A 21,937-nucleotide genomic window follows, 5' to 3' on the forward strand; every position below is an offset into this window, starting at 1 on the left:
CAGGATCGGACCATGCCCGATCAGCGCGACCCAGCCCCCTACGACGCCCTGCTGCTGCTGTCCTTCGGCGGCCCCGAGGGCCCGGACGACGTCGTCCCGTTCCTGGAGAACGTGACGCGCGGCCGCGGCATCCCCAAGGAACGGCTCAAGGAGGTGGGTCAGCACTACTTCCTGTTCGGCGGGGTCAGCCCGATCAACGACCAGAACCGCGCTCTGCTGGACGCCCTGCGCAAGGACTTCGCCGGACACGGTCTGGACCTGCCCGTCCACTGGGGCAACCGGAACTGGGCGCCGTATCTGACCGACACCCTGCGTGAGATGGTCGCCGCCGGTCACCGGCGCATCGCCGTCCTCGCCACCAGTGCGTACGCCTCGTACTCGGGCTGCCGCCAGTACCGCGAGAACCTCGCGGACGCGCTGGCCACGCTGGAGGCGGAGGGTCTCGAACTGCCGCGCGTGGACAAGCTGCGGCACTACTTCAACCACCCCGGTTTCGTCCGCCCCATGATCGACGGCGTGCTGAAGTCCCTGGCGGATCTCCCCGAGAAGGTGCGTGCGGGGGCCCATCTCGCCTTCACCACGCACTCCATCCCCACCTCCGCGGCGGACGCGTCGGGACCGGCCGCAGAGCACGGCGAGGGCGGCGCGTATGTGCGCCAGCACCTGGAGGTGGCCCGGTTGATCGCCGACGCCGTGCGCACAGAGACGGGCGTCGAGCGCCCCTGGCAGCTCGTCTACCAGTCCCGCAGCGGCGCCCCGCACATCCCGTGGCTGGAGCCGGACATCTGCGATCACCTGGAGGACCTGCACGCCTCCGGCGCGCCCGCGGTGGTGATGGTCCCCATCGGCTTCGTCTCGGACCACATGGAGGTGCTGTACGACCTCGACACCGAGGCCACCGCGAAGGCCGCCGAGCTGGGGCTGCCCGTGCGGCGTTCGGCGACGGTGGGCGCCGATGGGCGGTTCGCCGCGGCGGTGCGCGACCTCGTCCTGGAGCGCGCCGCGGCCGAGCGGGCACTGCCCGCCGAGCGCTGCGCGCTGGGGGCGCTCGGCCCCTCCCACGACCTCTGCCCGGTCGGCTGCTGTCCGGCCCGGGCGCCCAGGCCGGCAGCGGCCGGAGCCGACAGCCCCTACGCCTGAGGAAGCCCGAGGAAGCCCTGTGACCGACCCTCTCCTGTCCGAACTGCTCGACCTCGCGCTGGAGGCCGCCCGCCGGGCGGGAGAGCTGCTGCGCGACGGCCGCCCGGCCGATCTCGGCGTCGCGGCCACCAAGTCCAGCCCCATCGACGTCGTCACCGAGATGGACATCGCCGCCGAGAAGCTGATCACCGGCTTTCTGGCCGATCGCCGCCCCGATGACGGCTTCCTCGGCGAAGAGGGCGCGTCCACGGTCGGCACCAGCGGCGTGCGCTGGGTCATCGACCCGCTCGACGGCACCGTGAACTACCTCTACGGTCTGCCGACCTGGGCGGTCTCCATCGCCGCCGAGCGGGACGGCGAGACGGCCGTCGGTGTGGTCGAGGTCCCGATGCGCGGCGAGACGTACCGGGCGGTGCGGGGAGGGGGCGCGTTTGCGAACGACAAGCCCGTCCGCTGCCGTCCGGCGGCCCCGCTGGACCAGGCTCTGGTCTCCACCGGCTTCAACTATGTCGCGACCGTACGCAGCCATCAGGCGGACGTCGCCCAGCGGTTGATCCCCCGGCTGAGAGACATCCGCCGCAGCGGCTCGGCGGCCGTGGATCTCTGCGACGTCGCCGCGGGCCGCCTCGACGGCTACTACGAACGCGGCCTCCACCCCTGGGACCTGGCGGCCGGTGACCTGATCGCCCGGGAGGCGGGCGCGCTCACGGGCGGCCGCCCCGGGCAGCGCCCTTCGTACGATCTGACGGTGGCGGCGAGCCCGGGCGTCTTCGAGCCGCTGCAGAGCCTCCTGGACGAACTCGGCGCCTGGCACGACTAGAGGCCGGCAGCCACGACAGCCCGGCCCGGCACAGTGAAGGGCCCCGGCACCGTCCCGCGGTGCCGGGGCCCTTCTGTGCAGCTCGGCGCTATGCCGCGCTGACCTCTACGCCGTGCTCGGCGGCCAGGCGGTGCAGATCATCCAGCTCTGCCTGCTCGACATCCGCGAGGAAGTCGTCGCCCGTCTCGCGAGCCAAGGTGAGGTCCGTCTCCGCGGCCTTTATGCGCTGCATCAGTCCTGCGGTGAATGCGTCCATGGTGCGCCCCCTCGTCGTGGGTCGGTGGCACGGGGGTGTGCCGACGGTGGGTGATCAACCCTGGAACAGGTAGTGGTGTGCCACATACAGGGCGTGATCGCGGGTGTTTAGTCGTCCTCCCCCGGGCTCACCTCAGAGAAACCTCAACTGAGAGGGGAATCCGGTGAATTCCCTCCGGCGCAGGTCGGCCGCCCGGCGCTCGTTCCGTCTTACAGCCGGTTTACGCGCGTAACGGGCAGGATGGATGCGCACAGCCAGTGCACACACCTGCCCTGATCATGGGTGACGGGCCCGGAGAGAGGATCACGACGTGCGCGTACTCGTCGTCGAGGACGAGCAGCTGCTCGCCGATGCGGTGGCCACCGGACTGCGCCGGGAGGCCATGGCCGTCGACGTCGTGTACGACGGGGCGGCCGCCCTGGAGCGCATCGGGGTCAACGACTACGACGTGGTCGTCCTGGACCGGGACCTCCCGCTCGTCCACGGCGACGACGTGTGCCGCAAGATCGTCGAGCTGGGCATGCCGACCCGGGTGCTGATGCTGACCGCGTCCGGCGACGTCAGCGACCGTGTGGAGGGCCTTGAGCTCGGCGCGGACGACTACCTCCCCAAGCCCTTCGCGTTCAGTGAGCTCACCGCCCGCGTACGGGCGCTGGGCCGGCGTACGACCGTGCCGCTCCCGCCCGTCCTGGAGCGCGTCGGCATCAAACTCGACCCGAACCGCCGCGAGGTCTTCCGCGAGGGCAAGGAGATCCAGCTCGCGCCGAAGGAGTTCGCGGTCCTGGAAGTACTGATGCGCAGCGAGGGCGCGGTCGTCTCGGCCGAGCAGCTGCTGGAGAAGGCCTGGGACGAGAACACCGACCCGTTCACCAATGTCGTACGCGTGACCGTGATGACCCTGCGCCGCAAGCTCGGTGAGCCGCCCGTGATCGTCACCGTGCCCGGCTCCGGCTACCGGATCTGAGTCCGGTGGCCGCCACCCCCGCGCCGCCCGAGGCGCCTCCGAAACCGACCTGGGACCCGCGCGACCCAGTGCGTCCGTTGCTGCGTCCGACGATCCGGATACGGCTCACCCTGCTGTACGGCGGGATGTTCCTCATCGCGGGCATCCTGCTGCTGTCGATCATCTATCTGCTCACTGCGCAGGCGCTCGGCGCCAACGGCGAGCTGCCCTTCGAGATCGTCACCGCCAGCGTGCGGCGGACCACCGACTGGTGCCAGCTGCCCAATCAGTCGACCGGACCGGAGTTCCAGCAGGCCGTGAGCGACTGCCTGCAGCACCAGCGCGAGATGGCCCTGGACGACCTGCTGCGCCGCTCGCTCTTCGCCCTGCTCGGCCTGAGCATCATCGCCTTCGCCTTCGGCTACGCCATGGCGGGACGGGTCCTCTCGCCGCTGGGCAAGATCACCCGCACCGCCCGCCAGGTGGCCGGCTCGGACCTGTCCCGGCGCATCAAGCTCGACGGCCCGGACGACGAGCTCAAGGAGCTCTCCGACACCTTCGACGAGATGCTGGACCGCCTGGAGCGCGCCTTCACGGCCCAGCAGCGGTTCGTCGCGAACGCCTCGCACGAGCTGCGTACGCCGCTCGCGATCAACCGCACGCTGCTGGAGGTCCACCTCTCCGACCCCGGCGCGCCCCCGGAGCTGCACCAGCTCGGCAAGACCCTGCTGGCCACCAACGAGCGCAGCGAGCAGCTGGTCGAGGGTCTGCTGCTGCTCGCCCGCAGCGGCAACGAGATCGTCGAGCGCAAGCCGGTGGACCTGGCCGAGGTCGCCACACGCGCGGTCGACCAGGCCCGCACCGAGGCCGAGGCGAAGGGCGTGGAGTTCCGCGGCCGACGGGCGCCCGCGGTAGTCCAGGGCAATGGCGTCCTGCTGGAGCGGATCGCCCTGAACCTGGTGCAGAATGCGGTGCGCTACAACATTCCGGAAGGCGGCTGGGTGCATGTCACCACCGAGACCGAGCACGGCCAGGCGGTCCTGGTGGTCTCGAACACGGGGCCAGTGGTTCCCGCGTACGAGATCGACAACATCTTCGAGCCGTTCCGGCGGCTGCGGCAGGAGCGCACCGGCAGCGACAAGGGCGTCGGCCTGGGACTTTCGATCGCCCGCTCGGTTGCGCGCGCCCACGGAGGCCGTATCATCGCGGAGCCTCGTGAGGGCGGGGGCCTCGTGATGCGTGTCACCCTGCCGGTCTGAGATGCTGAACGACGCCACACGCTTTGTTCGCTTTGCGCGGAAGTTTCGGGAACCGTACCCGAAAGAACTGTGTGGGATCGATCACATAGGCGAATTTCAGGCCATCTACTCTCTGTGATCAAGACTCTTGCCGGAAAGCCGGGAAAAGTCCGGGTTTCCGGGGGTCGAGATCACGGGAAGTACACGGGGTGGCGCCCGTGAAGTGCGACATTCGGACCGTGTACGGTCCCGATCGCCATCCAACCCGATCACTCTCGGGGGATCCGGTTGGGTGTCGATTGAGTAACAGACCTTGATGTGAGGCAAAATCTCCGCCTCGGGTCGGGCACAAGTCCGGCCTCTCACGCGTTACGTGCGCTGGAGACACCGCAACCACCCAGAGGGGGAGAGCGACATGGCAACGGACTACGACACCCCACGCAAGACCGATGACGACGTCGATTCGGACAGCCTTGAAGAGCTGAAGGCCCGTCGGAACGACAAGTCGACCTCGACCGTCGACGTCGACGAGTTCGAGGCCGCAGAGGGCATGGAACTGCCCGGAGCCGATCTGTCCAACGAGGAACTGGCCGTCCGGGTCCTGCCCAAGCAGGCCGACGAGTTCACCTGCATGAGCTGCTTCCTCGTACACCACCGCAGCCAGCTGGCGCGTGAGAAGAACGGCCAGCCGATCTGCCGCGACTGCGACTGAGGTCCGGTCGGCCGTGGCAGGCGAGACACCGCCCAGGAAGAGGCGTTTCCGGCGTCACAAGCCGCCGGAGGCGCACTGGGGCGGTACGGGACCGGCAGAAGGCGCCACCGCGTCTGCCGGGCACTCGGCCGCCCTCCTGCCCCACGGCGCAGGAGGCGACGCCGAGCAAGACCTGCTGGCCTCGCTCAAAGCGGCAGACGGGGCGGGGCCCCGGACCAGGGCCCTCCGCCTGGCATCGGTGCGCCAGGGCGTACGCAGAGCCGGTGAGAACGCCAGGGCCGGCCTGGCGTACATCGCCGACCGGCTCATCGAGATCGCACCGCGCGTGCCGGTGCGCGATCTCGCGACGCTGCGCAGACAGTTTCCCGGCCTCGCTCCCGAGCAGCTTGCCGACAAGCTGGTCGCGGGCGCGGCGAACGGCACCTCCACGGTGGGCGCAGGCATCGGCGCGGCAGCGATGCTGCCCGTGCCGCCCGCGATGCCGGCCGAGCTGGCCGCGGAGATCGTCGGAGTCGCCGCGATCGAGCTGAAGCTCATCGCCGAGCTCCACGAGGTCTACGGTCTGCGGCCGCCGGGCAGCCTCACGGAGCGCAGCATCGGGTATCTGGCCTCCTGGTCGGAGGAGCGCGGGATCAACGTGACCAAGCCGTCGACGATCGACGCAGCACTGGGCGGCCGGTTCAGGCGCGAGCTGCGGCAGCAGATCATGAAGCGCATGGTCCGCAATCTGCCGAACCTGATCCCGTTCATGGTCGGCGCGACAGTCGGCGCCGCAATGAACCGCCGGGACACCAAGAAGCTCGCGGAGCGCATCCGCAGAGACCTGCGCGCCAGGCAGATCCCCTGGGACGCGCTGGCCGGGCTTTCGCCGCTGGAGCAGCCCAAGGACCCTTTGGAGGCGATCCGTGCCCCGCGCGAGCTGGGGCACTGACGACGCCCCGATCCGGTCAGCGCCGTGCCGGTCATTCCCGTCCCGGTGAGAACCGGTCCCGTCAGGCCGCGCGCACCGCAGCCAGCGCGGCCGCCAGCGCCTTCGGATTCCGCGTCGACAGATACACATACGGCGTCGGGTCGTCCGGGTCGGTGACCTCGATCCGCAGCGCCGTCGGAACATAGCTGCGCAGCAGCATGAAGGCCCGGGTGTCCGCCTTGTACGAGCGCCAGGCGCGCGCCTCCTCCGCGTCCAGCACCTCGGCCTCGCCGAGTGCCGTCAGCGGGATCCGGGCGTCGCCCGCGACCAGCGACCCGGCCACGACGCGGATGCGGACCGAGCCGTACGAACTCACCACGACCGCGGCCACCGCGGCCGCGCCGATCAGGCCGCCGATCATCGGCAGTGGACCGAGCGGCAGCAGCATCAGACCGCCTGCGACGCCGACCAGAGCGGAGATGAACCACCACGAAGCCGGCGCGGTCAGACGTTCTTCATAGTGCGGGGCGGAAGGCTGCATGAAGCCAAGCTTGGCACGGTGCGACCAGCGGCTGGCCGCGCGGGTAATGTCTGCGCCTGTGAGCACTGCGAAATCCCGGGGGGCGGCCTCCGGATCCTCGGCCCGGGCGGCGGCTATGACCCCTCCGGCCGACGCCATACCGCCGGTACGGCATCCCGATGCCCCTGCCCCCGGTGAGCTCCTCGGCGCGCACTACGAGCACTGTTTCGGCTGCGGCGAGGGACAGCCCCACGGGCTGCACCTTCAGGCACGGGCGGGCGAGGGCGTGGGCCTGACCGCCGAGTTCACCGTCAAGCCCGCCCACCAGGGCGCGCCGGGCCTCGCGCACGGCGGCGTGCTCGCCTCGGCGCTGGACGAGACGCTGGGCTCGCTGAACTGGCTGCTGCGGACCATCGCGGTCACCGGCCGGCTCGAGACCGACTTCGTACGTCCCGTGCCCGTGGGCACGGTGCTGCATCTGCAGGCCGAGGTCACCGCGGTCGCCGGGCGCAAGATCTACTCGGCTGCCGTGGGCCGGATCGGCGGGCCCGAAGGACCCGTCGCCGTCCGCGCCAGCGCTCTCTTCATCGAGGTCAAGGTCGACCACTTCATCGACAACGGCCGCCCCGAAGAGATCCAGGCGGCCATGGCCGACCCCGACCAGATCAGGCGCGCCCGCGCCTTCGAGGTGAACCCCTGATGCGTAACCCTGTCGATGTGCTGATCCGTCGCGTGGACCCCGAGGTGCCGCTCCCCGCGTACGCACACCCCGGCGACGCCGGGGCCGATCTCGTGACCACCGAGGCGGCCGAACTCGCCCCCGGCGAGCGGGCCGTTCTGCCCACCGGGGTGTCCATCGCCCTGCCCGACGGGTACGCGGCCTTCGTACACCCCCGCTCCGGTCTGGCCGCCCGCTGCGGCGTAGCCCTCGTGAATGCCCCGGGGACGGTGGATGCCGGGTACCGTGGGGAGATCAAGGTGATCGTGGTCAATCTCGACCCGCGCGAGAGTGTGCGGTTCGATCGTTTCGACCGGATCGCCCAACTGGTCGTCCAGCAGGTCGAGAAGGTGCGCTTCCACGAGGTGGCGGAGCTTCCCGGCTCGGCGCGGGCCGAGGGGGGCTTCGGGTCCACCGGCGGTCATGCCGTCGTGGGCGGCTCAACGGGTGGGAATCGATACGCTTCGGTCGTATCCGACCGGGAAGGACAGTGACGTGTTCGGACGTCGCAAGAAGAGTGGTTCCGCCGAGGACGCGGCGGACGCAGCGGGCGAGGCCGAGCAGGTCGTCGACGAGCGCGACACGGAGTACGCCGACGAGGATGCGCCCCGCCGGGTGAACCTTCCGCCGGCGCCCCGGCCCGACGGCCCCTGGGACGTCTCCGAGGTATCCAAGCCCGGCGAAGGCCGGGTCGATCTGGGCGGTCTCTTCGTGCCCGGAGTCGAGGGAATGGAGCTGCGCGTCGAGGTCGCGGGTGACGCGATCGTCGCCGCCACCGTCGTACTGCGCGACAGCGCCGTACAGCTGCAGGCCTTCGCGGCACCCAAGAAGGAAGGCATCTGGGGCGAGGTCCGCGAGGAGATCGCCTCCGGTATCACGCAGCAGGGCGGCATCATCGACGAGGTCGAGGGCCCGCTCGGCTGGGAGCTGCGGGCCCAGGTGCCCGTACAGCTGCCGGACGGAACCGGCGGTGTGCAGCTGGTGCGCTTCGTCGGCGTCGACGGGCCGCGCTGGTTCCTGCGCGGAGTGATCTCCGGGCAGGGTGCGGTGCAGCCCCAGGCCGCCGGTCTGCTTGAGCAGATCTTCCGGGACACCGTCGTCGTACGCGGCGAAGGACCGATGGCGCCGCGCGACCCCATCGTCCTCAAGCTGCCGGAGGACGCGCAGATGGTGCCCGAGGGTGTCCAGCAGGACGAGCAGGAGGGCTCGCGCTTCTCCGGCGGTATGGGGCAGCTGCAGCGCGGTCCCGAGATCACCGAGGTGCGCTGACACGGCGTCAACCTGATTGCGGCCCGCTGCGGTTCCGGCTCAACGGACCGCCGCGGGCCGATTCCGTATGCCCTCCCGTCGTTCGGCCCGGTCCCGATCCTCACGGCCGCCGAGCGTGCCGGAGTGCCGATCTCCGGCCTCGGTGACCGGGCGGACCGGGCGGACCGGTGGAGAGACGACAGCGATGAGGTGATCGTCGAGACCGCGGGCTTCACCGTCGGTCTCGCGGCGCAGAAGGTGCACCCGGACGGGCGCGAAGTGCGGCCGACGCCGATGTCACGGCGTCGGCGCCCGGGAGCCGATGCCTGGGCGCTGAAGGGGCGTCGGTGGTGGCCGGTACGCTTTCTGTATGAGTGCTGTACCCCGTTCGGAGAATGCGGCAAAGCCGGCCGGCCGCTTCCGCCGTATGCTCGACCGGCTGTCCACCTCCCAGCAGGAGCTCGAGTCCGAGGAGCTGCAGGAGGACACTGAAGCCTCGGGGTGTACCCGCATCGCCGAGTGCGGTGACCGCCAGATAGTCAGGGTGGCTGGTACGTTGCGCACGGTCACCCTGCGTCCGAGGGCCGGGGTGCCCGCGCTGGAGGCGGAGCTCTTCGACGGTACGGCCCCACTGGACGTCGTCTGGCTCGGCCGCCGGTCCATCGCGGGCATCGAACCGGGCCGCAGGCTCATAGCCTCGGGCAGGATCTCGATGAGCCACGGCCGCCGGGTGCTGTTCAACCCCAAATACGAACTCCGACCGCTCGGACAGGAGTAGCCGGTGACGTCTCTCGACAAGCCGACCACCACGACGAACGACCAGCAGCAGGACAGCGACGCCAAAGCAGTGACGGAGGCGGCGCTCTTCGAGGCCTTCGGCGGCGTGCGCGGCATGGTGGAGACGGTCCTGCCCGGACTGCTGTTCGTCACGATCTTCACCATCAACAAGAACCTGCACATCTCCGCGATCGCGGCCCTGGCGGTCTCGCTGCTGCTCGTCGCCGTCCGGCTGATCCGCAGGGACACCGTCAAGCACGCGTTCAGTGGTGTCTTCGGGGTGGCCTTCGGCGTCGTCTTCGCGATGATGACCGGCAATGCCAAGGACTTCTATCTGCCGGGCATGATCTACACGCTGGGCCTGGCGCTGGCGTACATCGTGACGGCGATCGCGGGCGTGCCGTTGATCGGCCTGATCCTCGGCCCGGTCTTCAAGGAGAACCTCTCCTGGCGGAAGCGGAACCCGGGCCGCAAGAAGGCATACACAAAGGCGAGCTGGGCGTGGGGCCTGATTCTGCTCGCCAAGTGCGCGATCCTTTTCCCGCTCTACTGGTGGGCGGACACCGCGCAGCTGGGCTGGGTCCTGGTGGCCCTGAAGATCCCGCCGTTCCTGCTCGCGGTGTACCTGACCTGGGTCTTCCTGGCGAAGGCACCCGCGCCGATCGACGTCTTCGCGGAGATGGAGGCGGAGGAAGCCGCCGAGAAGGAGCGCAAGCGCACCGCTGAGCGTTTCGGGGGAGCGATGGAGCCGCTGGTCGACGAGGCGGGTCAGCGCCTCGCGGACGGCCCGGCGAAGCACCGCAAGCCGTAGCGCCGCGCCGCGCGTCGACGGGGCCCGGGACCGGAGTCGGTCCCGGGCCCCGTGTGCGTAGCACCGGTCGGTGCCGGACCCGGAAGCCCGCCCCTTACGTCGGCTGCCGTTCGTCCTGAACCGCCAGCCGAAGGCAGGCCCGCCAGGTGCAAAAGGCGAAGTGGCCCAGGGAACGATCTCGTTCCCCGGGCCACTTCGCGGTCGTACTCGCCCCTGGCGTCAGCTCGGCGCGTCCTCGCGGCGGACCGAGAGCAGGTCCTCCAGTTGCTCCTCGCGCGCCTGCGCCGCCACGAACAGCAACTCGTCGCCCGCCTCCAGCGTCTCCTCCGTGCCCGGCGTCAGTACCCGTGAGCCGCGGATGATCGTGACCAGCGTGGTGTCCTCCGGCCACTCCACATCACCGACCTGCGTGCCCGCCAGCGCCGACTCGGGGGGCAGCGTCAGTTCAACCAGGTTCGCGTCGCCATGACTGAAGCGCAGCAGCCGTACGAGATCGCCGACGCTCACCGCCTCCTCCACGAGCGCCGACATCAGACGCGGCGTGGAGACCGCGACATCGACGCCCCACGCCTCGTTGAAGAGCCACTCGTTCTTGGGGTTGTTGACCCGGGCGACCACCCGCGGCACCCCGTACTCGGTCTTCGCCAGCAGCGAGACGACCAGATTGACCTTGTCGTCACCGGTCGCCGCGATCACCACATTGCATCGCTGCAGCGCCGCCTCGTCCAGCGAGGTGATCTCGCACGCGTCGGCCAGCAGCCACTCCGCCTGCGGCACCCGCTCCACCGAGATCGCCGTCGGCGCCTTGTCGATCAGGAGTACCTCGTGCCCGTTCTCCAGCAGCTCACCCGCGATGGAACGACCCACCGCGCCGGCGCCCGCAATAGCGACCCGCATCAGTGACCGCCCTCCTCAGGGCCCTCGGCGAAGGCCGCCTCGACCTTCTCGATCTCGTCCGTACGCATCATCACGTGGACCAGGTCGCCCTCCTGCAGCACCGTCTGCGATGTCGGCAGAATCGCCTCACCCAGCCGGGTGATGAACGCGACGCGCACGCCGGTCTCGTCCTGCATCCTGCTCACCTTGTGCCCGATCCAGGCGCCGGAGGTGTGCACCTCGGCGAGCTGTATTCCGCCGCTCGGGTCGCGCCACAGCGGCTCCGCGCCGGACGGCAGCAGTCGCCGCATCATCTGGTCGGCCGTCCAGCGGACCGTGGCGACGGTCGGGATGCCGAGCCGCTGGTACACCTCGGCGCGCCGCGGGTCGTAGATACGGGCCGCGACGTTCTCGATGCCGAACATCTCGCGGGCCACCCGCGCGGCGATGATGTTGGAGTTGTCGCCGCTGCTGACCGCGGCGAAGGCGCCGGCTTCCTCGATCCCCGCCTCACGCAGGGTGTCCTGGTCGAAACCGACTCCTGTGACGCGGCGGCCGCCGAACCCGGAGCCGAGGCGGCGGAAAGCCGTCGGGTCCTGGTCCACGACGGCGACAGTGTGCCCCTGCTGTTCCAGGGTCTGCGCGAGAGCGGCTCCCACTCGCCCGCACCCCATGATGACGACGTGCATCGCCCCGTTACCCCGCACTCCTGGTCATCCCGCTGACCTGCAGAAACACTGAGCTCACATCTTCCTTCTCGGCTCTCCGGGCAACTACGGGGCAACGGCAAGCGGCGCTGCCCGGAGACGAGCTTATGCCGCAACCGTGCCATTGCCTTCATCAGAGGGAGGACTGGCTCTACGGCCTGTCCCGAGTTGCAGGGGTGGCGGGTGGGCGAGGCATTGGCCGAAGCCTTACGCTTACGTGTTGTGTCCAAACTGACCGACGTGCCCAAACGGATTCTCATCGGGCGGGCCCTGCGCAGCGACAAGCTGGGAGAAACTCTCCTCCCCAAGCGCATCGCACTTCCCGTGTTCGCTTCCGACCCGCTGTCCTCGGTGGCGTACGCACCGGGCGAAGTCCTTCTGGTGCTCTCCATCGCGGGTGTGTCGGCCTATCACTACAGCCCGTGGATCGCGGTCGCCGTCGTGGTGCTGATGTTCACGGTGGTGGCCTCCTACCGGCAGAACGTCCACGCCTATCCGAGCGGCGGCGGTGACTACGAGGTCGCCAACACCAACCTCGGCCCCAAGGCCGGTCTGACCGTCGCCAGCGCCCTGCTCGTCGACTACGTCCTCACGGTGGCCGTGTCGATCGCCTCCGGAGTCGAGAACCTCGGCTCCGCGATCCCCTTCGTCGTGGAGCACAAGGTCTTCTGCGCCGTCGGGATCATCGTTCTGCTGACGCTGATGAACCTGCGCGGCGTGAAGGAGTCGGGCAAGCTCTTCGCCATCCCGACCTATGTCTTCGTCGCGGGCGTCTTCATCATGATTGCCTGGGGCGCGTTCAAGGGGTTCGTCCTCGACGAGACCATGAAGGCCCCGACCGCCGACTTCGAGATCAAGGCCGAGCAGCAGGGCCTGGCCGGCTTCGCCCTGGTCTTCCTGCTGCTGCGGGCCTTCTCCTCCGGTTGTGCCGCGCTCACCGGCGTCGAGGCGATCAGCAACGGCGTTCCCGCCTTCCGCAAGCCGAAGAGCAAGAACGCTGCCACCACCTTGGCCCTCATGGGCGGTCTCGCCGTCACCATGTTCTGCGGCATCATCGGCCTGGCCATGGCCACCGATGTGAAGATGGCCGAGCAGCCCGCGCACGACCTCCTCCAAAACGGCACCCCGGTCGGCAGCGACTACGTCCAGAATCCCGTGATCTCCCAGGTCGCGGCCGCCGTCTTCGGTGACGACACGTTCTTCTTCGTACTGCTCGCCGCGGCCACCGCCCTGGTCCTGTTCCTGGCCGCCAACACCGCGTACAACGGCTTCCCGCTGCTCGGCTCGATCCTTGCGCAGGACCGCTATCTGCCCCGCCAGCTGCACACCCGCGGCGACCGGCTTGCCTTCTCCAACGGCATCGTTCTGCTGGCCGGCGCGGCCATCCTGCTCGTCTGGCTCTACGGGGCCGACTCCACCAAGCTCATTCAGCTCTACATCGTCGGCGTGTTCGTCTCCTTCACCCTCAGCCAGACCGGCATGGTCCGGCACTGGAACCGTCATCTGAAGACGGAGAGGGACCCGGCCAAGCGCCGTCGCATGATCCGCTCCCGGGCGATCAACACCTTCGGCGCCTTCTTCACCGGTCTGGTACTGGTCGTCGTGCTCGCCACCAAGTTCACGCACGGTGCGTGGGTGGCGCTGCTCGGCATGGTGATCTTCTACGGGACGATGACCGCGATCCGCAGGCACTACGACCGGGTCACCGAGGAGATCGCCGCGGCGGAGGAGCGCCCCGACGACTATGTGCGCCCCTCGCGAGTGCACTCCATCGTTCTGGTCTCCAAGATCCACAAGCCGACGCTGCGAGCCCTCGCGTACGCCAAGCTGATGCGCTCCGACAAGCTCGAGGCCGTCAGCATCAGCGTCGACACGGCCGAGACGAAGGCGCTCAAGGAGGAGTGGGAGCGGCGCGGCATCAATGTGCCGCTGAAGATCCTCGACTCCCCGTACCGCGAGATCACCCGGCCGGTCATCGACTACGTCAAGGGGCTGCGGCGCGAAAGCCCGCGGGACGTGGTCAGCGTCATCATCCCCGAGTACGTGGTGGGGCACTGGTACGAGCATCTGCTGCACAACCAGAGCGCGCTGCGCCTCAAGGGGCGGCTGCTGTTCACGCCCGGCGTGATGGTGACGTCGGTGCCGTACCAGCTGGTGTCCTCCGAGGCGGCGAAGAAGCGTGCGCGCAAGCGCCAGGAGTGGAACGCTCCGGGTTCGGTGCGCCGCGGGCCGGTCGACCAGCGCCCCAAGGAGCCCAGCGGCAAGAGCTGAGGGGTCCGCGCACCCACGTAGACTGGGGGGCTGTCGTCCGCAGACGGACGACGGCCCCTCTCTCATCCCTGGAGTCACCCCGTCATGCAGAACGCATCCGAGTCGTCGCTGGTCGGGGAGGAGTACGAGGTCGAGGTCGGCCCCGTCGCGCACGGCGGCCACTGCATCGCCCGTACCGAGGAGGGCCGGGTGCTGTTCGTACGGCACACGCTGCCCGGCGAGAAGGTCCTCGCCCGCATCACCGAGGGCGACGAGGACTCGCGCTTTCTGCGCGCCGACGCCGTACGGATCATCGAGGCCTCCAAGGACCGGGTCGAGGCCCCGTGCCCGTACTCCGGCCCGGGCAAGTGCGGCGGCTGCGACTGGCAGCACGCCAAGCCGGGCGCGCAGCGCCGCTTCAAGGGTGAGGTGATCGCCGAACAGCTGAAGCGGCTCGCGGGCCTCACGCCCGAGGAGGCCGGCTGGGACGGCACCGTGATGCCGGCGCCGGGGGACAAGCTGCCCGCGGGCGAGGTGCCCGCGTGGCGCACGCGCGTGCAGTACGCCGTCGACGCGGACGGCCGTGTGGGGCTGCGCAAGCACCGCTCGCACGAAGTCCAGCCGATCGACCACTGCATGATCGCTGCCCCGGGGGTCACCGAGCTCGGCATCGAGAAGCAGGACTGGCCGCAGATGGCCTCGGTCGAGGCGATCGCGGCGACCGGATCCAGCGACCGCCAGGTGATCCTCACCCCGCGCCCGGGCGGCCGACTGCCGCTGGTGGAACTGGACAAGCCGGTCTCGGTGCTGCGCGTGGAGGAGCGCGACGGCGGAGTGCACCGGGTGCACGGCCGCGCCTTTGTACGGGAGCGCGCCGACGAGCGTACGTACCGCGTGGGCATGGGCGGCTTCTGGCAGGTCCACCCGCAGGCCGCCGACATGCTTGTGAAGGCGGTCATGCAGGGCCTGTTGCCGCGCAAGGGCGACATGGCGCTCGATCTGTACTGCGGCGTAGGCCTGTTCGCGGGCGCGATCGCCGACCGGGTGGGCGAGAAGGGCGCGGTGCTCGGCATCGAGTCGGGCAAGCGCGCCGTCGAGGACGCGCGCCACAACCTCCAGGACTACGAGCGCGTACGCATCGAACAGGGCAAGGTCGACCAACTCCTGCCGCGCACCGGGCTCACCGAGGTGGACCTGATCGTGCTCGACCCGCCGCGCGCGGGGGCGGGCAAGCAGACGGTGCGGCACCTGGCGGGCCTGGGCGCGCGGCGTATCGCGTACGTGGCGTGCGACCCGGCGGCACTGGCGCGGGACTTGGCGTACTTCGGGGACGCGGGCTACACGCCGCGGACGCTGCGGGCGTTCGATCTGTTCCCGATGACGCATCATGTGGAGTGCGTCGCGATCCTTGAGCCTGCGAAGAAGGACGCCTGACCTACGACTTTGCAGTTGGTCGCGCGGCTCGACCTGTTTCCGGGCGTGAACCGGGTTGAGCGTATGCGCCTGCCAAAGATGGCCTGACCTGCGGTTCGTGAAGTGACGAGTGTGTCGGCGGAGATGGGCGCACCGCTCAGGATTCTGACGCCCAAATGACGCTCAATCGACGAGGTCAATCACGCTCGTTCCCGCCGTCGGCGGCGACCCGGGCGCTGATGAACCCCGGGGCCGGACGCATGGGACACCGTCCCCTCCCCGCCACCCTGTTGGAGGGCCAGGGCTGTGTGGGCGAGGCCGTCGAGCTGCTGTTGCCGCCATGTGCACATCACAGGTGTTGTGTGCGTCGATCACGCCTGACGGCTCGTCGGCATTTCTTCCGCCACCAGCGGGAGGCCAGCGTGCGCTCGCCGACGAGGGCGGTGACGAAGTACGCCGTTGCAGCCCTCGCCGACTTCTTGGAGCAGGCAGGGTCGCATCGTCGATGCTGTTGACCCCCTCGGCCCGCTGAGCGGGAAGGGCGATGCCAGCACGGCGTTCCGCCCGGCTCGGCTCCTCACACGCATGACTGCCACGACGAGGCGATTGCGGGCCTCCGCCCGATCCGCACGGCGGTGGCGTACCGGCCCTGGGCGTTCCATACGCCGAGGAGGTCGCGGACGGACAGGGTCAGCGGATCGTCGACGCTGCGGCGCCGCACCTCCTCGAAGAGCTTGGCGGGCTCGGTCAGAGTGGCCGCGAATTCGTCGGCGCCCGGACGGCCGGGGTCGGTGCCGCCGTCCGCGATTCCGGCGATCCGCTCTGCTGCACCAAACCGGCTGAGCTCGAAGACGGTCAGCAGGGAGCCCATGCTGTCGAGGAGATCCGGCCGGAATCGTTCACGTTGCGCATCCTTGATGCGCCACTTGACCCGGCGGACATGCGGGAAATCGTCCTCACGGTCCGGCTGGTACTCGTATTCGCCGTCGACATGCCCGATCGCCACCAGCCCCGACCGTGACGGCAGGACCATCAGGTCGCCCACCTGGATCTCGTGCCGGAAGCGGTGGAGCTGGCCGGTCCAGTTGCCCAGTGTGTACGGGCTCTCATCCGGGTAGGCCGTCTCGACGGCAGCTTTGACGTCCTCGCGGCTCGCGGCACCGCTAAGGTCGGGCACCTCGAGCCAGCCGGCGAGGACGACACCCTCGTCGAGAGCTGCGCGCTCCCGCTCCCCGTCCCGACCTGCCCTGACCACCCATGCCCGCATCCCGCGCCGCCCCTCCGTCGCCCGAAGGAATGATCCTCCGTTCACTGGAGACCACCGCGCAACGGACTCGACCTGGCGGCCCGCCCGCTGCTGCGCTACCGCACCGGCGACCTGGTCGAGGTCGACTCCGGATCCTGCGGTTGCGGCCTCGCACTGCCGGTCCTGCGTACGCCGGGGCGGTCGCAGGATGTGCTGTCGCTGTCCGACCGGGGGATCCGCCAGAACGATGTCGAGGCGATGATGTGGTCGCCGGACGCGCCCAAGCCCGTCGTCCTCAACTACATGCAGATCCTCCACGCCGGCGATGTCGTGTGCCTCACCACGACCGACGAGCCGCCCGGCCGTGGATGGTCCGAGGACATGGCGGCCAGGCTGGCGGAGTTGTTTCCCGGACGCCGCCTGGTGGTGCGGGCGGTGGAGCAGCTTCCCCCGCTGGCCTCGCTGGGGCGTACTTGGGCTGGAAGCTGTCGCGAGTTCTGGACCTCGACGAAGAGCGCAACTGGGACCGGCTGCCCGGTCCGATCGAGGTGATTGCCCGTCAAACCCTCGGCCAGCTGGCTAGTTCGTAGGTTGTGGAACTACTGAACTATGCCTAGTATCGGGGACCGCCGCCGCAGCTCGCGGCAGCGGACCGTTCGGAGACACCCATGACGCATCGCGCGGGATTCTCGATCCCGTTACACGGCGAACCCCTGCGGGACCATCGCACCATCCTGGAAAGGGCGCCCGACTGGGGCCACACAGACGCCTGGACCGCCGAGTCGGCCGGACCGGACGCCTTCACCCCGCTCGCGCTGGCCGCCGCGTGGTCTCCGTCCCTGCGGCTCGGCACATCCGTGGTGCCGGCCCAGACCCGGGGACCCGCCACCCTGGCCATGACCGCCGCCACCCTCGGAGAAGCGACGCAAGGGGGAGTGATCCTCGGGATCGGCGCCTCGGGACCGCCGTTCGTGGAGGACATCAACGGCATCCCGTTCCGCGATCCGTACCGGCGGGTGCGGGACACCGCCCGGTTTCTGCGCACGGCGTTCCGGGGCGAGGTGGTCCAGGGGGCCTTCGACACCTTCGACATCAAGCGCTTCCAGCTCTCGATGCTTCCGGCCGACGCGCCGAGGGTCATGCTCGGCCCGCTCCGTCCGGGCAGGCTCCGGCTCGCCGCCCGGGAAAGCGATGGGGCGATCACCAACGTCCTGACGGTGGAGGACGTGCCGCGAGTGGTACGGGAGTTCCGTACCGGCGGCACGCACCAGGAGCTGATCGGACGCTTCTTCGTCTGTCCCACGCCCGACCGCGAACTCGGCCGCATGATCGGCCGACAGGTACTGACACCGATGCTCATGGCCCGCACGTACTGGGGGTTCCACGAGTGGCTGGGGCGTGCGGAACTGCTCAAGCCCATGCGTGAGGCATGGCTGGCCGGTGACTGGCACCGTGCCCAACTGCTGCTGCCGGACGCGCTGGTGGACGAGCTGTTCGTGCATGGCAGCCCGCAGGGGTGCCGCGAGCACCTGGACCGGTTCGTGGCCGCCGGCGTCGACACCACGATCATCGCCCTCATCCCCTCCCCGGAGTTCGACCAAGGCCTGGCCGGTGCGATGGTCGCCCTCCACGCACTCGCCCCGTCCGGCTCCTGACCGCCGCTCCCATTCACCGGAGGTTTCATGTCCGCCACCGCAGCCGCCGGCCGCCGCGCCCGTCCCGCGCCGTTCGAGCCGCAGACCAAAGCCCTGCTCGTCGTCGGGGCGTTCGCCGCCCTGCTGGTCGGTTCCGACACACTCGTCGTTTCCCCTCTGATCCCCAGCATCGCCGCGGCCACGCACACCTCCGCGCATTCCGGAGGACTGCTCGTCACGGCCTACGCGCTCGTCTACGCCGTGCTCGGCCCGCTGTTCGGCCCGGTGTCCGACCGCTGGGGCCGCAAGCCCACCGTCATCCTCGGGCTCGTCGTCTTCTCGGTCAGCACAGCACTGACCGGGGTCGGATCCAGCTTCGCCGTCACACTCACCTTCCGGGCGCTGGCCGGACTCGGGGCGGCCATGTTGCTGCCGAGCGTCTTCGCCGCCGTCTCCGACCGGGTGCCCGCCGAGCGCCGTGGGTCGGCCATCGGCGTGATCACCGGCATGCTCATGGGCTCGTCTGTGATCGGTGTGCCGACCGGGGCGCTCGTAGCGGAGGCCACCTCCTGGCGCTGGTGCTTCTTCGGCCTCGGCGCGCTGGGCGTCATCGCCCTGGTCTGGGCGGTGCTCCGCTTCCCGCCGGGGCAGCCGCCCCGTCAGCTGCCGGGCGGACCGGTCCAGGTGTACGTCGGCCAGTTCAGGGCCGCTGTGTCGATGACCCCGGTGCTGTTCGTCCTGGGCTCGACGATGTTCTGGAGCGCCGGACTCCAGGGGATGTTCGCCAACGTCGGTGAGTTCTACCAGGCGAACTTCTCCCTGAGCACCGGGCAGACCGGTCTGGCCATGCTGCTGGCCGGTGGATGCAGCGTCGTCGGGAATCTCTACGGAGGGAGTACGGCCGACCGGTACGGACGCCGACTGGTGGTCGCTGCCGCCGGCGCCGTGGCGGCGCTGGCCGTCATCGGCTTCTCCCTGTCCACCGGCGCCCTCGTCGCGGCCATCGTGGTGCAAGGCGTGTGGGGCGCGGCCATCGGCTTCGGGCAGGCGTCCTTGACCACGCTCGTCAGTGAGCTGAGCCCCCGCGCCCGCGGGACCGCGCTCTCACTGAACGCCTCCGCGCAGTACGTCGGCGTGATGGCCGGAACCGCGGCCGCCGCCGCCCTGCTGTCGTCGGGCGCCGGCTTCCTCGTCATCGGCGTGCTCTGCGCGCTGTGCACGATCGTCGTCGTCCCCCTGGTCCTGATCTCCAAGCCCCCGGCCGCCGAGGGATCGCCCGTGCGGGCGAGCACCGCGACCGCCGCGGGCCCCGTACCGAGCCGAGAAGGAAAGGCAAGCTGAATGCCCGTCATGAATCATCACGAGAAGGCCCAGTTCGTCCTTGGCCTCTGCTTCCGGACCCAGGCAGCCACCGAGAAGTACATGGGTGCCGAACGGCTTCCGGAGTGGACCGAATACATGGCCGGCATCACGGCCGAATCCACCAGGAAAAGGCTCCCCGACGCCGCCGATCAGCGCCGCAGCCTCCTCGACGGCCTGGCGAGCATGCTTGAGGTGCCCGTCCGGGCCGCCGAGGGTTCATGGTGGCTTCCGGCCTGGCGCGGGACCTCGTCCACCGGCTGAACGAGGAAGGGTGGATAGCGCACTCCGCGGCGGCCAGGCGGCGCTCCCCGAAACGCCCGGCCGGTGCGGCACGACGGGCAGACCGGTGGCGCCCCCGTACCCGTCGGCCCGCCCGGGGGCCGTGACCGGGCTGTACGGTAGTTATGGTTTCAAGGATTTCAAACAAGCGAACCACGGAGCTTCGGTGCGCTCACTCAGCCATCCCGCCCGCGAGGACATCCAACTCCCCGCCGTCTTCCACGCGCTCAGCGATCCCGCCCGACTGCGGATCGTCTGGGACCTGGCCAATGGTCAGGAGCGCAATTGCAGCAAGCTCAACTCCCAGCTGGCGAAGTCCACGCTCTCGCACCACTTCAAGGTGCTCCGCGAGGCCGGGCTCACCCACACCCGGGTGGACGGCACCTGGAGGTTCATCTCCCTGCGGCTGGACGATCTCGAAGCCCGGTTCCCGGGCCTGTTCGACTCGGTCTTCCGGAGTATGGCCCGTGACACCACCCTGGCACTGCCGTCCGCCGAGCCGGGCGAACCCCAGACGGCCGGGTAGCCGACCGGCCGTCAGCGCCCGCGACCGGCGGTGGGTTCCGTTGGGTGCCGGTCCGACCCATCCAGCAGGTCAGGCCTCACCGGATGGTCACGAAGCGCGTGTCGGGCGGAGGCGACAGAGAAGTCCGCAATCCTTGCGCGGACGCCCGGAGCCACCGCGAGCGTCACTGGCAGAGGCCGGGCCGGCTCGGGGAGGGTTCCGGGTCGTATGGGCGACAGGCCCCACAGCTCCTCGGCGCCTGCGAAGAGGAGGCTGACGCCGAGCCCGGAGCTGTTCGCCGCCGGTCGGCGAGGCACTCCGGGACGCCGCCCTTGCCCGGCACACTGCGGCGGACGAGCCAGGAACGGACGCTTCTCGCGGGACCGATCGGTCCGCGACTGGATCGTGCGGGCCGCGCTGAAGGGCATCGAGCGGCTGTGCGGAGCGGCAAAGGGCCTCCGACCCGTCGTCCCCGTGCCGCTCCCCGTCTCACCCGCGGGTCTGAAAGCCGTGGTGGTAGGTGACCAGCCAGGGCAGTGGCTTCGGACCGAAGGAGGTCGACTTCTGCGGCATGCGGGTGCCGCGTTCGGCCAGGCGGCGCACATCGTCCTCCTGCGGTGGGGCAAGGAGGGCGAGGGTGCCGGTGGTGGGGGCGCGCGTGAGGTCGGGCACATAGCTGACCTGGTGAGAACCGGACGGAGTCCGCCACACGCGATCGATGAACAGGTGGTGGAGGACTGCCGCGTCGAGAGAATGCCAGGCCTCGGGATGCCCGGCCAGGGCTGCCCGCACCTCCCCGGTACGGGGCGCCGTGACGGACCAGCGGCGGCCGTCGCCGAGGAGGATCAGTTCACCGGGGCCCGGCTGCAGGTGCGTTCGGGGACTGACCTCCTCAACGGTGGCCACGGCAGCGGCGCGGGCGGCCGCCTCATGGGGTGCCAGGTCCGGCAGGTGGCGGTGGATGGCCTGCAAGTGCAGTGGGTGGCGCCGGGTGTCGACGACCAGGGCCAGGATGCGGTCCCATGGTCCGGAGCGGTCGGCGAAGCGTCGGCGGTGCTTCAGTGCCGCCGCGTACCGGTGATGGCCATCGGCGATGAGGGCGCTGCGGACGCCGAAGTCCGCTGCGATGACCCGCTGGTGGTTGAAGTCGTCGCAGCGCCAAAGGCTGTGCCGGGTTCCGTCGGGTGCCTCGACGGTCGTGTCGGGGCGTCCTCCGGTGATCCGGGCCATGACCTCGTGGGCGCCGTCCGCGCCGCGGCAAGCCAGCAGGAGCGGCTCGGGGTTGCCGCCGGCGAGGCGAATGATCCGCCGTTGCAGGGCCACTTTGCCGGCGATGACACGTTCGTGCGGCAGAATCGCCTGCTGCGACGTGGTCAGGTCGAGCGCGCCGATCACTCCGCGCTGGAGCAGCGCCGCGCCGCGGCGCTGCTCCAGGATGTAGAAGGCGGGTTCGTGGTCGCGAGCCAGGGCGTGCTGGGAACGGCGAATGCCGCGGAAGGGATGCAGGCTGAAGCCGGTCGGCCCGCTGCGGTCGAGGATGCCCGCGGGGTGCAGTGTCTGCGCACTCATATG

Annotated in this window: 24 protein-coding genes; 18 read left to right on the top strand and 6 right to left on the bottom strand. The window is 69.9% G+C overall.

From position 1 onward, the window contains the following. Positions 1-12: 12 nt before the first annotated feature. Both ACQEVG_RS28950 and ACQEVG_RS28955 read left to right on the top strand, forming a co-directional pair. Complete coding sequence (locus tag ACQEVG_RS28950; RefSeq protein WP_432989138.1) at positions 13-1,140, top strand: ferrochelatase; 1,128 nt, start codon at positions 13-15, stop codon at positions 1,138-1,140. A gap of 19 nt (positions 1,141-1,159) precedes the next feature. Then, a complete protein-coding gene (locus ACQEVG_RS28955; RefSeq protein WP_432989140.1) occupies positions 1,160-1,960 on the top strand; it encodes an inositol monophosphatase family protein in 801 nt (266 codons plus the stop codon). Between the two features lie 88 nt (positions 1,961-2,048). Here ACQEVG_RS28955 and ACQEVG_RS28960 read toward each other — a convergent pair whose 3' ends face one another. Next, positions 2,049-2,216, bottom strand: coding sequence for a hypothetical protein (locus tag ACQEVG_RS28960; RefSeq protein WP_360870193.1), 168 nt, complete (start codon positions 2,214-2,216; stop codon positions 2,049-2,051). A 310-nt stretch (positions 2,217-2,526) separates the two neighbouring features. On the opposite strand from ACQEVG_RS28960, the gene ACQEVG_RS28965 reads away from it, so the two are divergent. From ACQEVG_RS28965 to ACQEVG_RS28980, 4 genes are all read left to right on the top strand, one after another. Further along, on the top strand, positions 2,527-3,180 hold the full coding sequence (locus tag ACQEVG_RS28965) for a response regulator transcription factor (protein ID WP_432989143.1): 654 nt from the start codon (positions 2,527-2,529) through the stop codon (positions 3,178-3,180). Positions 3,181-3,185: 5 nt separating this feature from the next. After that, positions 3,186-4,418: a sensor histidine kinase gene (locus tag ACQEVG_RS28970; protein ID WP_432989145.1), complete on the top strand. Its 1,233-nt coding sequence runs from the start codon at positions 3,186-3,188 to the stop codon at positions 4,416-4,418. A gap of 394 nt (positions 4,419-4,812) precedes the next feature. Then, positions 4,813-5,109, top strand: coding sequence for a DUF4193 domain-containing protein (locus ACQEVG_RS28975; RefSeq protein ID WP_005310959.1), 297 nt, complete (start codon positions 4,813-4,815; stop codon positions 5,107-5,109). 13 nt (positions 5,110-5,122) lie between these two features. After that, positions 5,123-6,040, top strand: a complete 918-nt coding sequence (locus ACQEVG_RS28980; RefSeq protein ID WP_432989148.1) for a hypothetical protein — start codon at positions 5,123-5,125, stop codon at positions 6,038-6,040. Between the two features lie 61 nt (positions 6,041-6,101). On the opposite strand, the gene ACQEVG_RS28985 is transcribed toward ACQEVG_RS28980, so the two are convergent. Continuing rightward, complete coding sequence (locus ACQEVG_RS28985; protein ID WP_432989150.1) at positions 6,102-6,560, bottom strand: DUF3093 domain-containing protein; 459 nt, start codon at positions 6,558-6,560, stop codon at positions 6,102-6,104. A gap of 115 nt (positions 6,561-6,675) precedes the next feature. Between ACQEVG_RS28985 and ACQEVG_RS28990 the strand changes: the two genes are divergently transcribed. The 5 genes from ACQEVG_RS28990 (at position 6,676) to ACQEVG_RS29010 (ending at position 10,093) form a co-directional block, all read left to right on the top strand. Beyond that, a complete protein-coding gene (locus ACQEVG_RS28990; protein WP_432989152.1) occupies positions 6,676-7,239 on the top strand; it encodes a PaaI family thioesterase in 564 nt (187 codons plus the stop codon). Then, positions 7,239-7,751 carry a dUTP diphosphatase gene (dut, locus tag ACQEVG_RS28995; RefSeq protein ID WP_360870209.1) on the top strand — a complete coding sequence of 171 codons (513 nt, stop codon included), beginning with the start codon at positions 7,239-7,241 and terminating at the stop codon, positions 7,749-7,751. The genes ACQEVG_RS28990 and dut overlap by 1 nt, the downstream gene beginning before the upstream one ends. A gap of 1 nt (position 7,752) precedes the next feature. Next, a complete protein-coding gene (locus tag ACQEVG_RS29000; RefSeq protein ID WP_432989154.1) occupies positions 7,753-8,526 on the top strand; it encodes a DUF3710 domain-containing protein in 774 nt (257 codons plus the stop codon). 349 nt (positions 8,527-8,875) lie between these two features. Continuing rightward, a complete protein-coding gene (locus ACQEVG_RS29005) occupies positions 8,876-9,283 on the top strand; it encodes an OB-fold nucleic acid binding domain-containing protein (RefSeq protein WP_360870215.1) in 408 nt (135 codons plus the stop codon). A 3-nt stretch (positions 9,284-9,286) separates the two neighbouring features. After that, positions 9,287-10,093 (top strand): DUF3159 domain-containing protein, encoded by an 807-nt coding sequence (locus ACQEVG_RS29010; RefSeq protein ID WP_432989156.1) that lies wholly within the window; start codon positions 9,287-9,289, stop codon positions 10,091-10,093. Between the two features lie 219 nt (positions 10,094-10,312). On the opposite strand, the gene ACQEVG_RS29015 is transcribed toward ACQEVG_RS29010, so the two are convergent. Both ACQEVG_RS29015 and ACQEVG_RS29020 read right to left on the bottom strand, forming a co-directional pair. After that, on the bottom strand, positions 10,313-10,990 hold the full coding sequence (locus ACQEVG_RS29015; RefSeq protein ID WP_432989158.1) for a potassium channel family protein: 678 nt from the start codon (positions 10,988-10,990) through the stop codon (positions 10,313-10,315). Then, positions 10,990-11,658, bottom strand: a complete 669-nt coding sequence (locus ACQEVG_RS29020) for a potassium channel family protein (protein ID WP_432989160.1) — start codon at positions 11,656-11,658, stop codon at positions 10,990-10,992. The genes ACQEVG_RS29015 and ACQEVG_RS29020 overlap by 1 nt, the downstream gene beginning before the upstream one ends. A gap of 240 nt (positions 11,659-11,898) precedes the next feature. Between ACQEVG_RS29020 and ACQEVG_RS29025 the strand changes: the two genes are divergently transcribed. Next, positions 11,899-13,947: an APC family permease gene (locus ACQEVG_RS29025; protein ID WP_432989162.1), complete on the top strand. Its 2,049-nt coding sequence runs from the start codon at positions 11,899-11,901 to the stop codon at positions 13,945-13,947. An 84-nt stretch (positions 13,948-14,031) separates the two neighbouring features. Continuing rightward, on the top strand, positions 14,032-15,360 hold the full coding sequence (locus ACQEVG_RS29030) for a class I SAM-dependent RNA methyltransferase (RefSeq protein ID WP_432989164.1): 1,329 nt from the start codon (positions 14,032-14,034) through the stop codon (positions 15,358-15,360). A gap of 556 nt (positions 15,361-15,916) precedes the next feature. Here ACQEVG_RS29030 and ACQEVG_RS29035 read toward each other — a convergent pair. Next, on the bottom strand, positions 15,917-16,606 hold the full coding sequence (locus ACQEVG_RS29035) for a restriction endonuclease (protein WP_432989166.1): 690 nt from the start codon (positions 16,604-16,606) through the stop codon (positions 15,917-15,919). Positions 16,607-16,795: 189 nt separating this feature from the next. On the opposite strand from ACQEVG_RS29035, the gene ACQEVG_RS29040 reads away from it, so the two are divergent. The 5 genes from ACQEVG_RS29040 (at position 16,796) to ACQEVG_RS29060 (ending at position 20,386) form a co-directional block, all read left to right on the top strand. Further along, positions 16,796-17,137 carry a hypothetical protein gene (locus ACQEVG_RS29040; RefSeq protein ID WP_432989168.1) on the top strand — a complete coding sequence of 114 codons (342 nt, stop codon included), beginning with the start codon at positions 16,796-16,798 and terminating at the stop codon, positions 17,135-17,137. A 116-nt stretch (positions 17,138-17,253) separates the two neighbouring features. Continuing rightward, a complete protein-coding gene (locus ACQEVG_RS29045; RefSeq protein WP_432989170.1) occupies positions 17,254-18,240 on the top strand; it encodes an LLM class F420-dependent oxidoreductase in 987 nt (328 codons plus the stop codon). 27 nt (positions 18,241-18,267) lie between these two features. Then, positions 18,268-19,560 (top strand): MFS transporter, encoded by a 1,293-nt coding sequence (locus ACQEVG_RS29050; protein ID WP_432989172.1) that lies wholly within the window; start codon positions 18,268-18,270, stop codon positions 19,558-19,560. 9 nt (positions 19,561-19,569) lie between these two features. Then, complete coding sequence (locus ACQEVG_RS29055; RefSeq protein WP_432989174.1) at positions 19,570-19,842, top strand: hypothetical protein; 273 nt, start codon at positions 19,570-19,572, stop codon at positions 19,840-19,842. Positions 19,843-20,026: 184 nt separating this feature from the next. Beyond that, positions 20,027-20,386 carry an ArsR/SmtB family transcription factor gene (locus ACQEVG_RS29060; protein ID WP_432989176.1) on the top strand — a complete coding sequence of 120 codons (360 nt, stop codon included), beginning with the start codon at positions 20,027-20,029 and terminating at the stop codon, positions 20,384-20,386. Between the two features lie 468 nt (positions 20,387-20,854). Here the strand turns inward: ACQEVG_RS29060 and ACQEVG_RS29065 are convergent, their stop codons facing one another. After that, positions 20,855-21,934 (bottom strand): DUF1015 family protein, encoded by a 1,080-nt coding sequence (locus ACQEVG_RS29065; RefSeq protein WP_432989178.1) that lies wholly within the window; start codon positions 21,932-21,934, stop codon positions 20,855-20,857. Positions 21,935-21,937: the final 3 nt, after the last annotated feature.

It is taken from the genome of Streptomyces sp. CA-135486 (assembly GCF_050936555.1).
GTDB lineage: Bacteria > Actinomycetota > Actinomycetes > Streptomycetales > Streptomycetaceae > Streptomyces.

Excerpts from the sequence above, each read along its gene's own strand:
- ACQEVG_RS28950 (WP_432989138.1), top strand. The coding sequence starts at position 13 with ATGCCCGATCAGCGCGACCCAGCCCCCTACGACGCCCTGCTGCTGCTG.
- ACQEVG_RS28960 (WP_360870193.1), bottom strand. The coding sequence starts at position 2,216 with ATGGACGCATTCACCGCAGGACTGATGCAGCGCATAAAGGCCGCGGAG.
- ACQEVG_RS28975 (WP_005310959.1), top strand. The coding sequence starts at position 4,813 with ATGGCAACGGACTACGACACCCCACGCAAGACCGATGACGACGTCGAT.
- ACQEVG_RS28985 (WP_432989150.1), bottom strand. The coding sequence starts at position 6,560 with ATGCAGCCTTCCGCCCCGCACTATGAAGAACGTCTGACCGCGCCGGCT.
- ACQEVG_RS28990 (WP_432989152.1), top strand. The coding sequence starts at position 6,676 with ATGACCCCTCCGGCCGACGCCATACCGCCGGTACGGCATCCCGATGCC.
- dut (WP_360870209.1), top strand. The coding sequence starts at position 7,239 with ATGCGTAACCCTGTCGATGTGCTGATCCGTCGCGTGGACCCCGAGGTG.
- ACQEVG_RS29005 (WP_360870215.1), top strand. The coding sequence starts at position 8,876 with ATGAGTGCTGTACCCCGTTCGGAGAATGCGGCAAAGCCGGCCGGCCGC.
- ACQEVG_RS29015 (WP_432989158.1), bottom strand. The coding sequence starts at position 10,990 with ATGCGGGTCGCTATTGCGGGCGCCGGCGCGGTGGGTCGTTCCATCGCG.
- ACQEVG_RS29020 (WP_432989160.1), bottom strand. The coding sequence starts at position 11,658 with ATGCACGTCGTCATCATGGGGTGCGGGCGAGTGGGAGCCGCTCTCGCG.
- ACQEVG_RS29030 (WP_432989164.1), top strand. The coding sequence starts at position 14,032 with ATGCAGAACGCATCCGAGTCGTCGCTGGTCGGGGAGGAGTACGAGGTC.
- ACQEVG_RS29035 (WP_432989166.1), bottom strand. The coding sequence starts at position 16,606 with ATGCGGGCATGGGTGGTCAGGGCAGGTCGGGACGGGGAGCGGGAGCGC.
- ACQEVG_RS29045 (WP_432989170.1), top strand. The coding sequence starts at position 17,254 with ATGACGCATCGCGCGGGATTCTCGATCCCGTTACACGGCGAACCCCTG.
- ACQEVG_RS29050 (WP_432989172.1), top strand. The coding sequence starts at position 18,268 with ATGTCCGCCACCGCAGCCGCCGGCCGCCGCGCCCGTCCCGCGCCGTTC.
- ACQEVG_RS29055 (WP_432989174.1), top strand. The coding sequence starts at position 19,570 with ATGAATCATCACGAGAAGGCCCAGTTCGTCCTTGGCCTCTGCTTCCGG.
- ACQEVG_RS29065 (WP_432989178.1), bottom strand. The coding sequence starts at position 21,934 with ATGAGTGCGCAGACACTGCACCCCGCGGGCATCCTCGACCGCAGCGGG.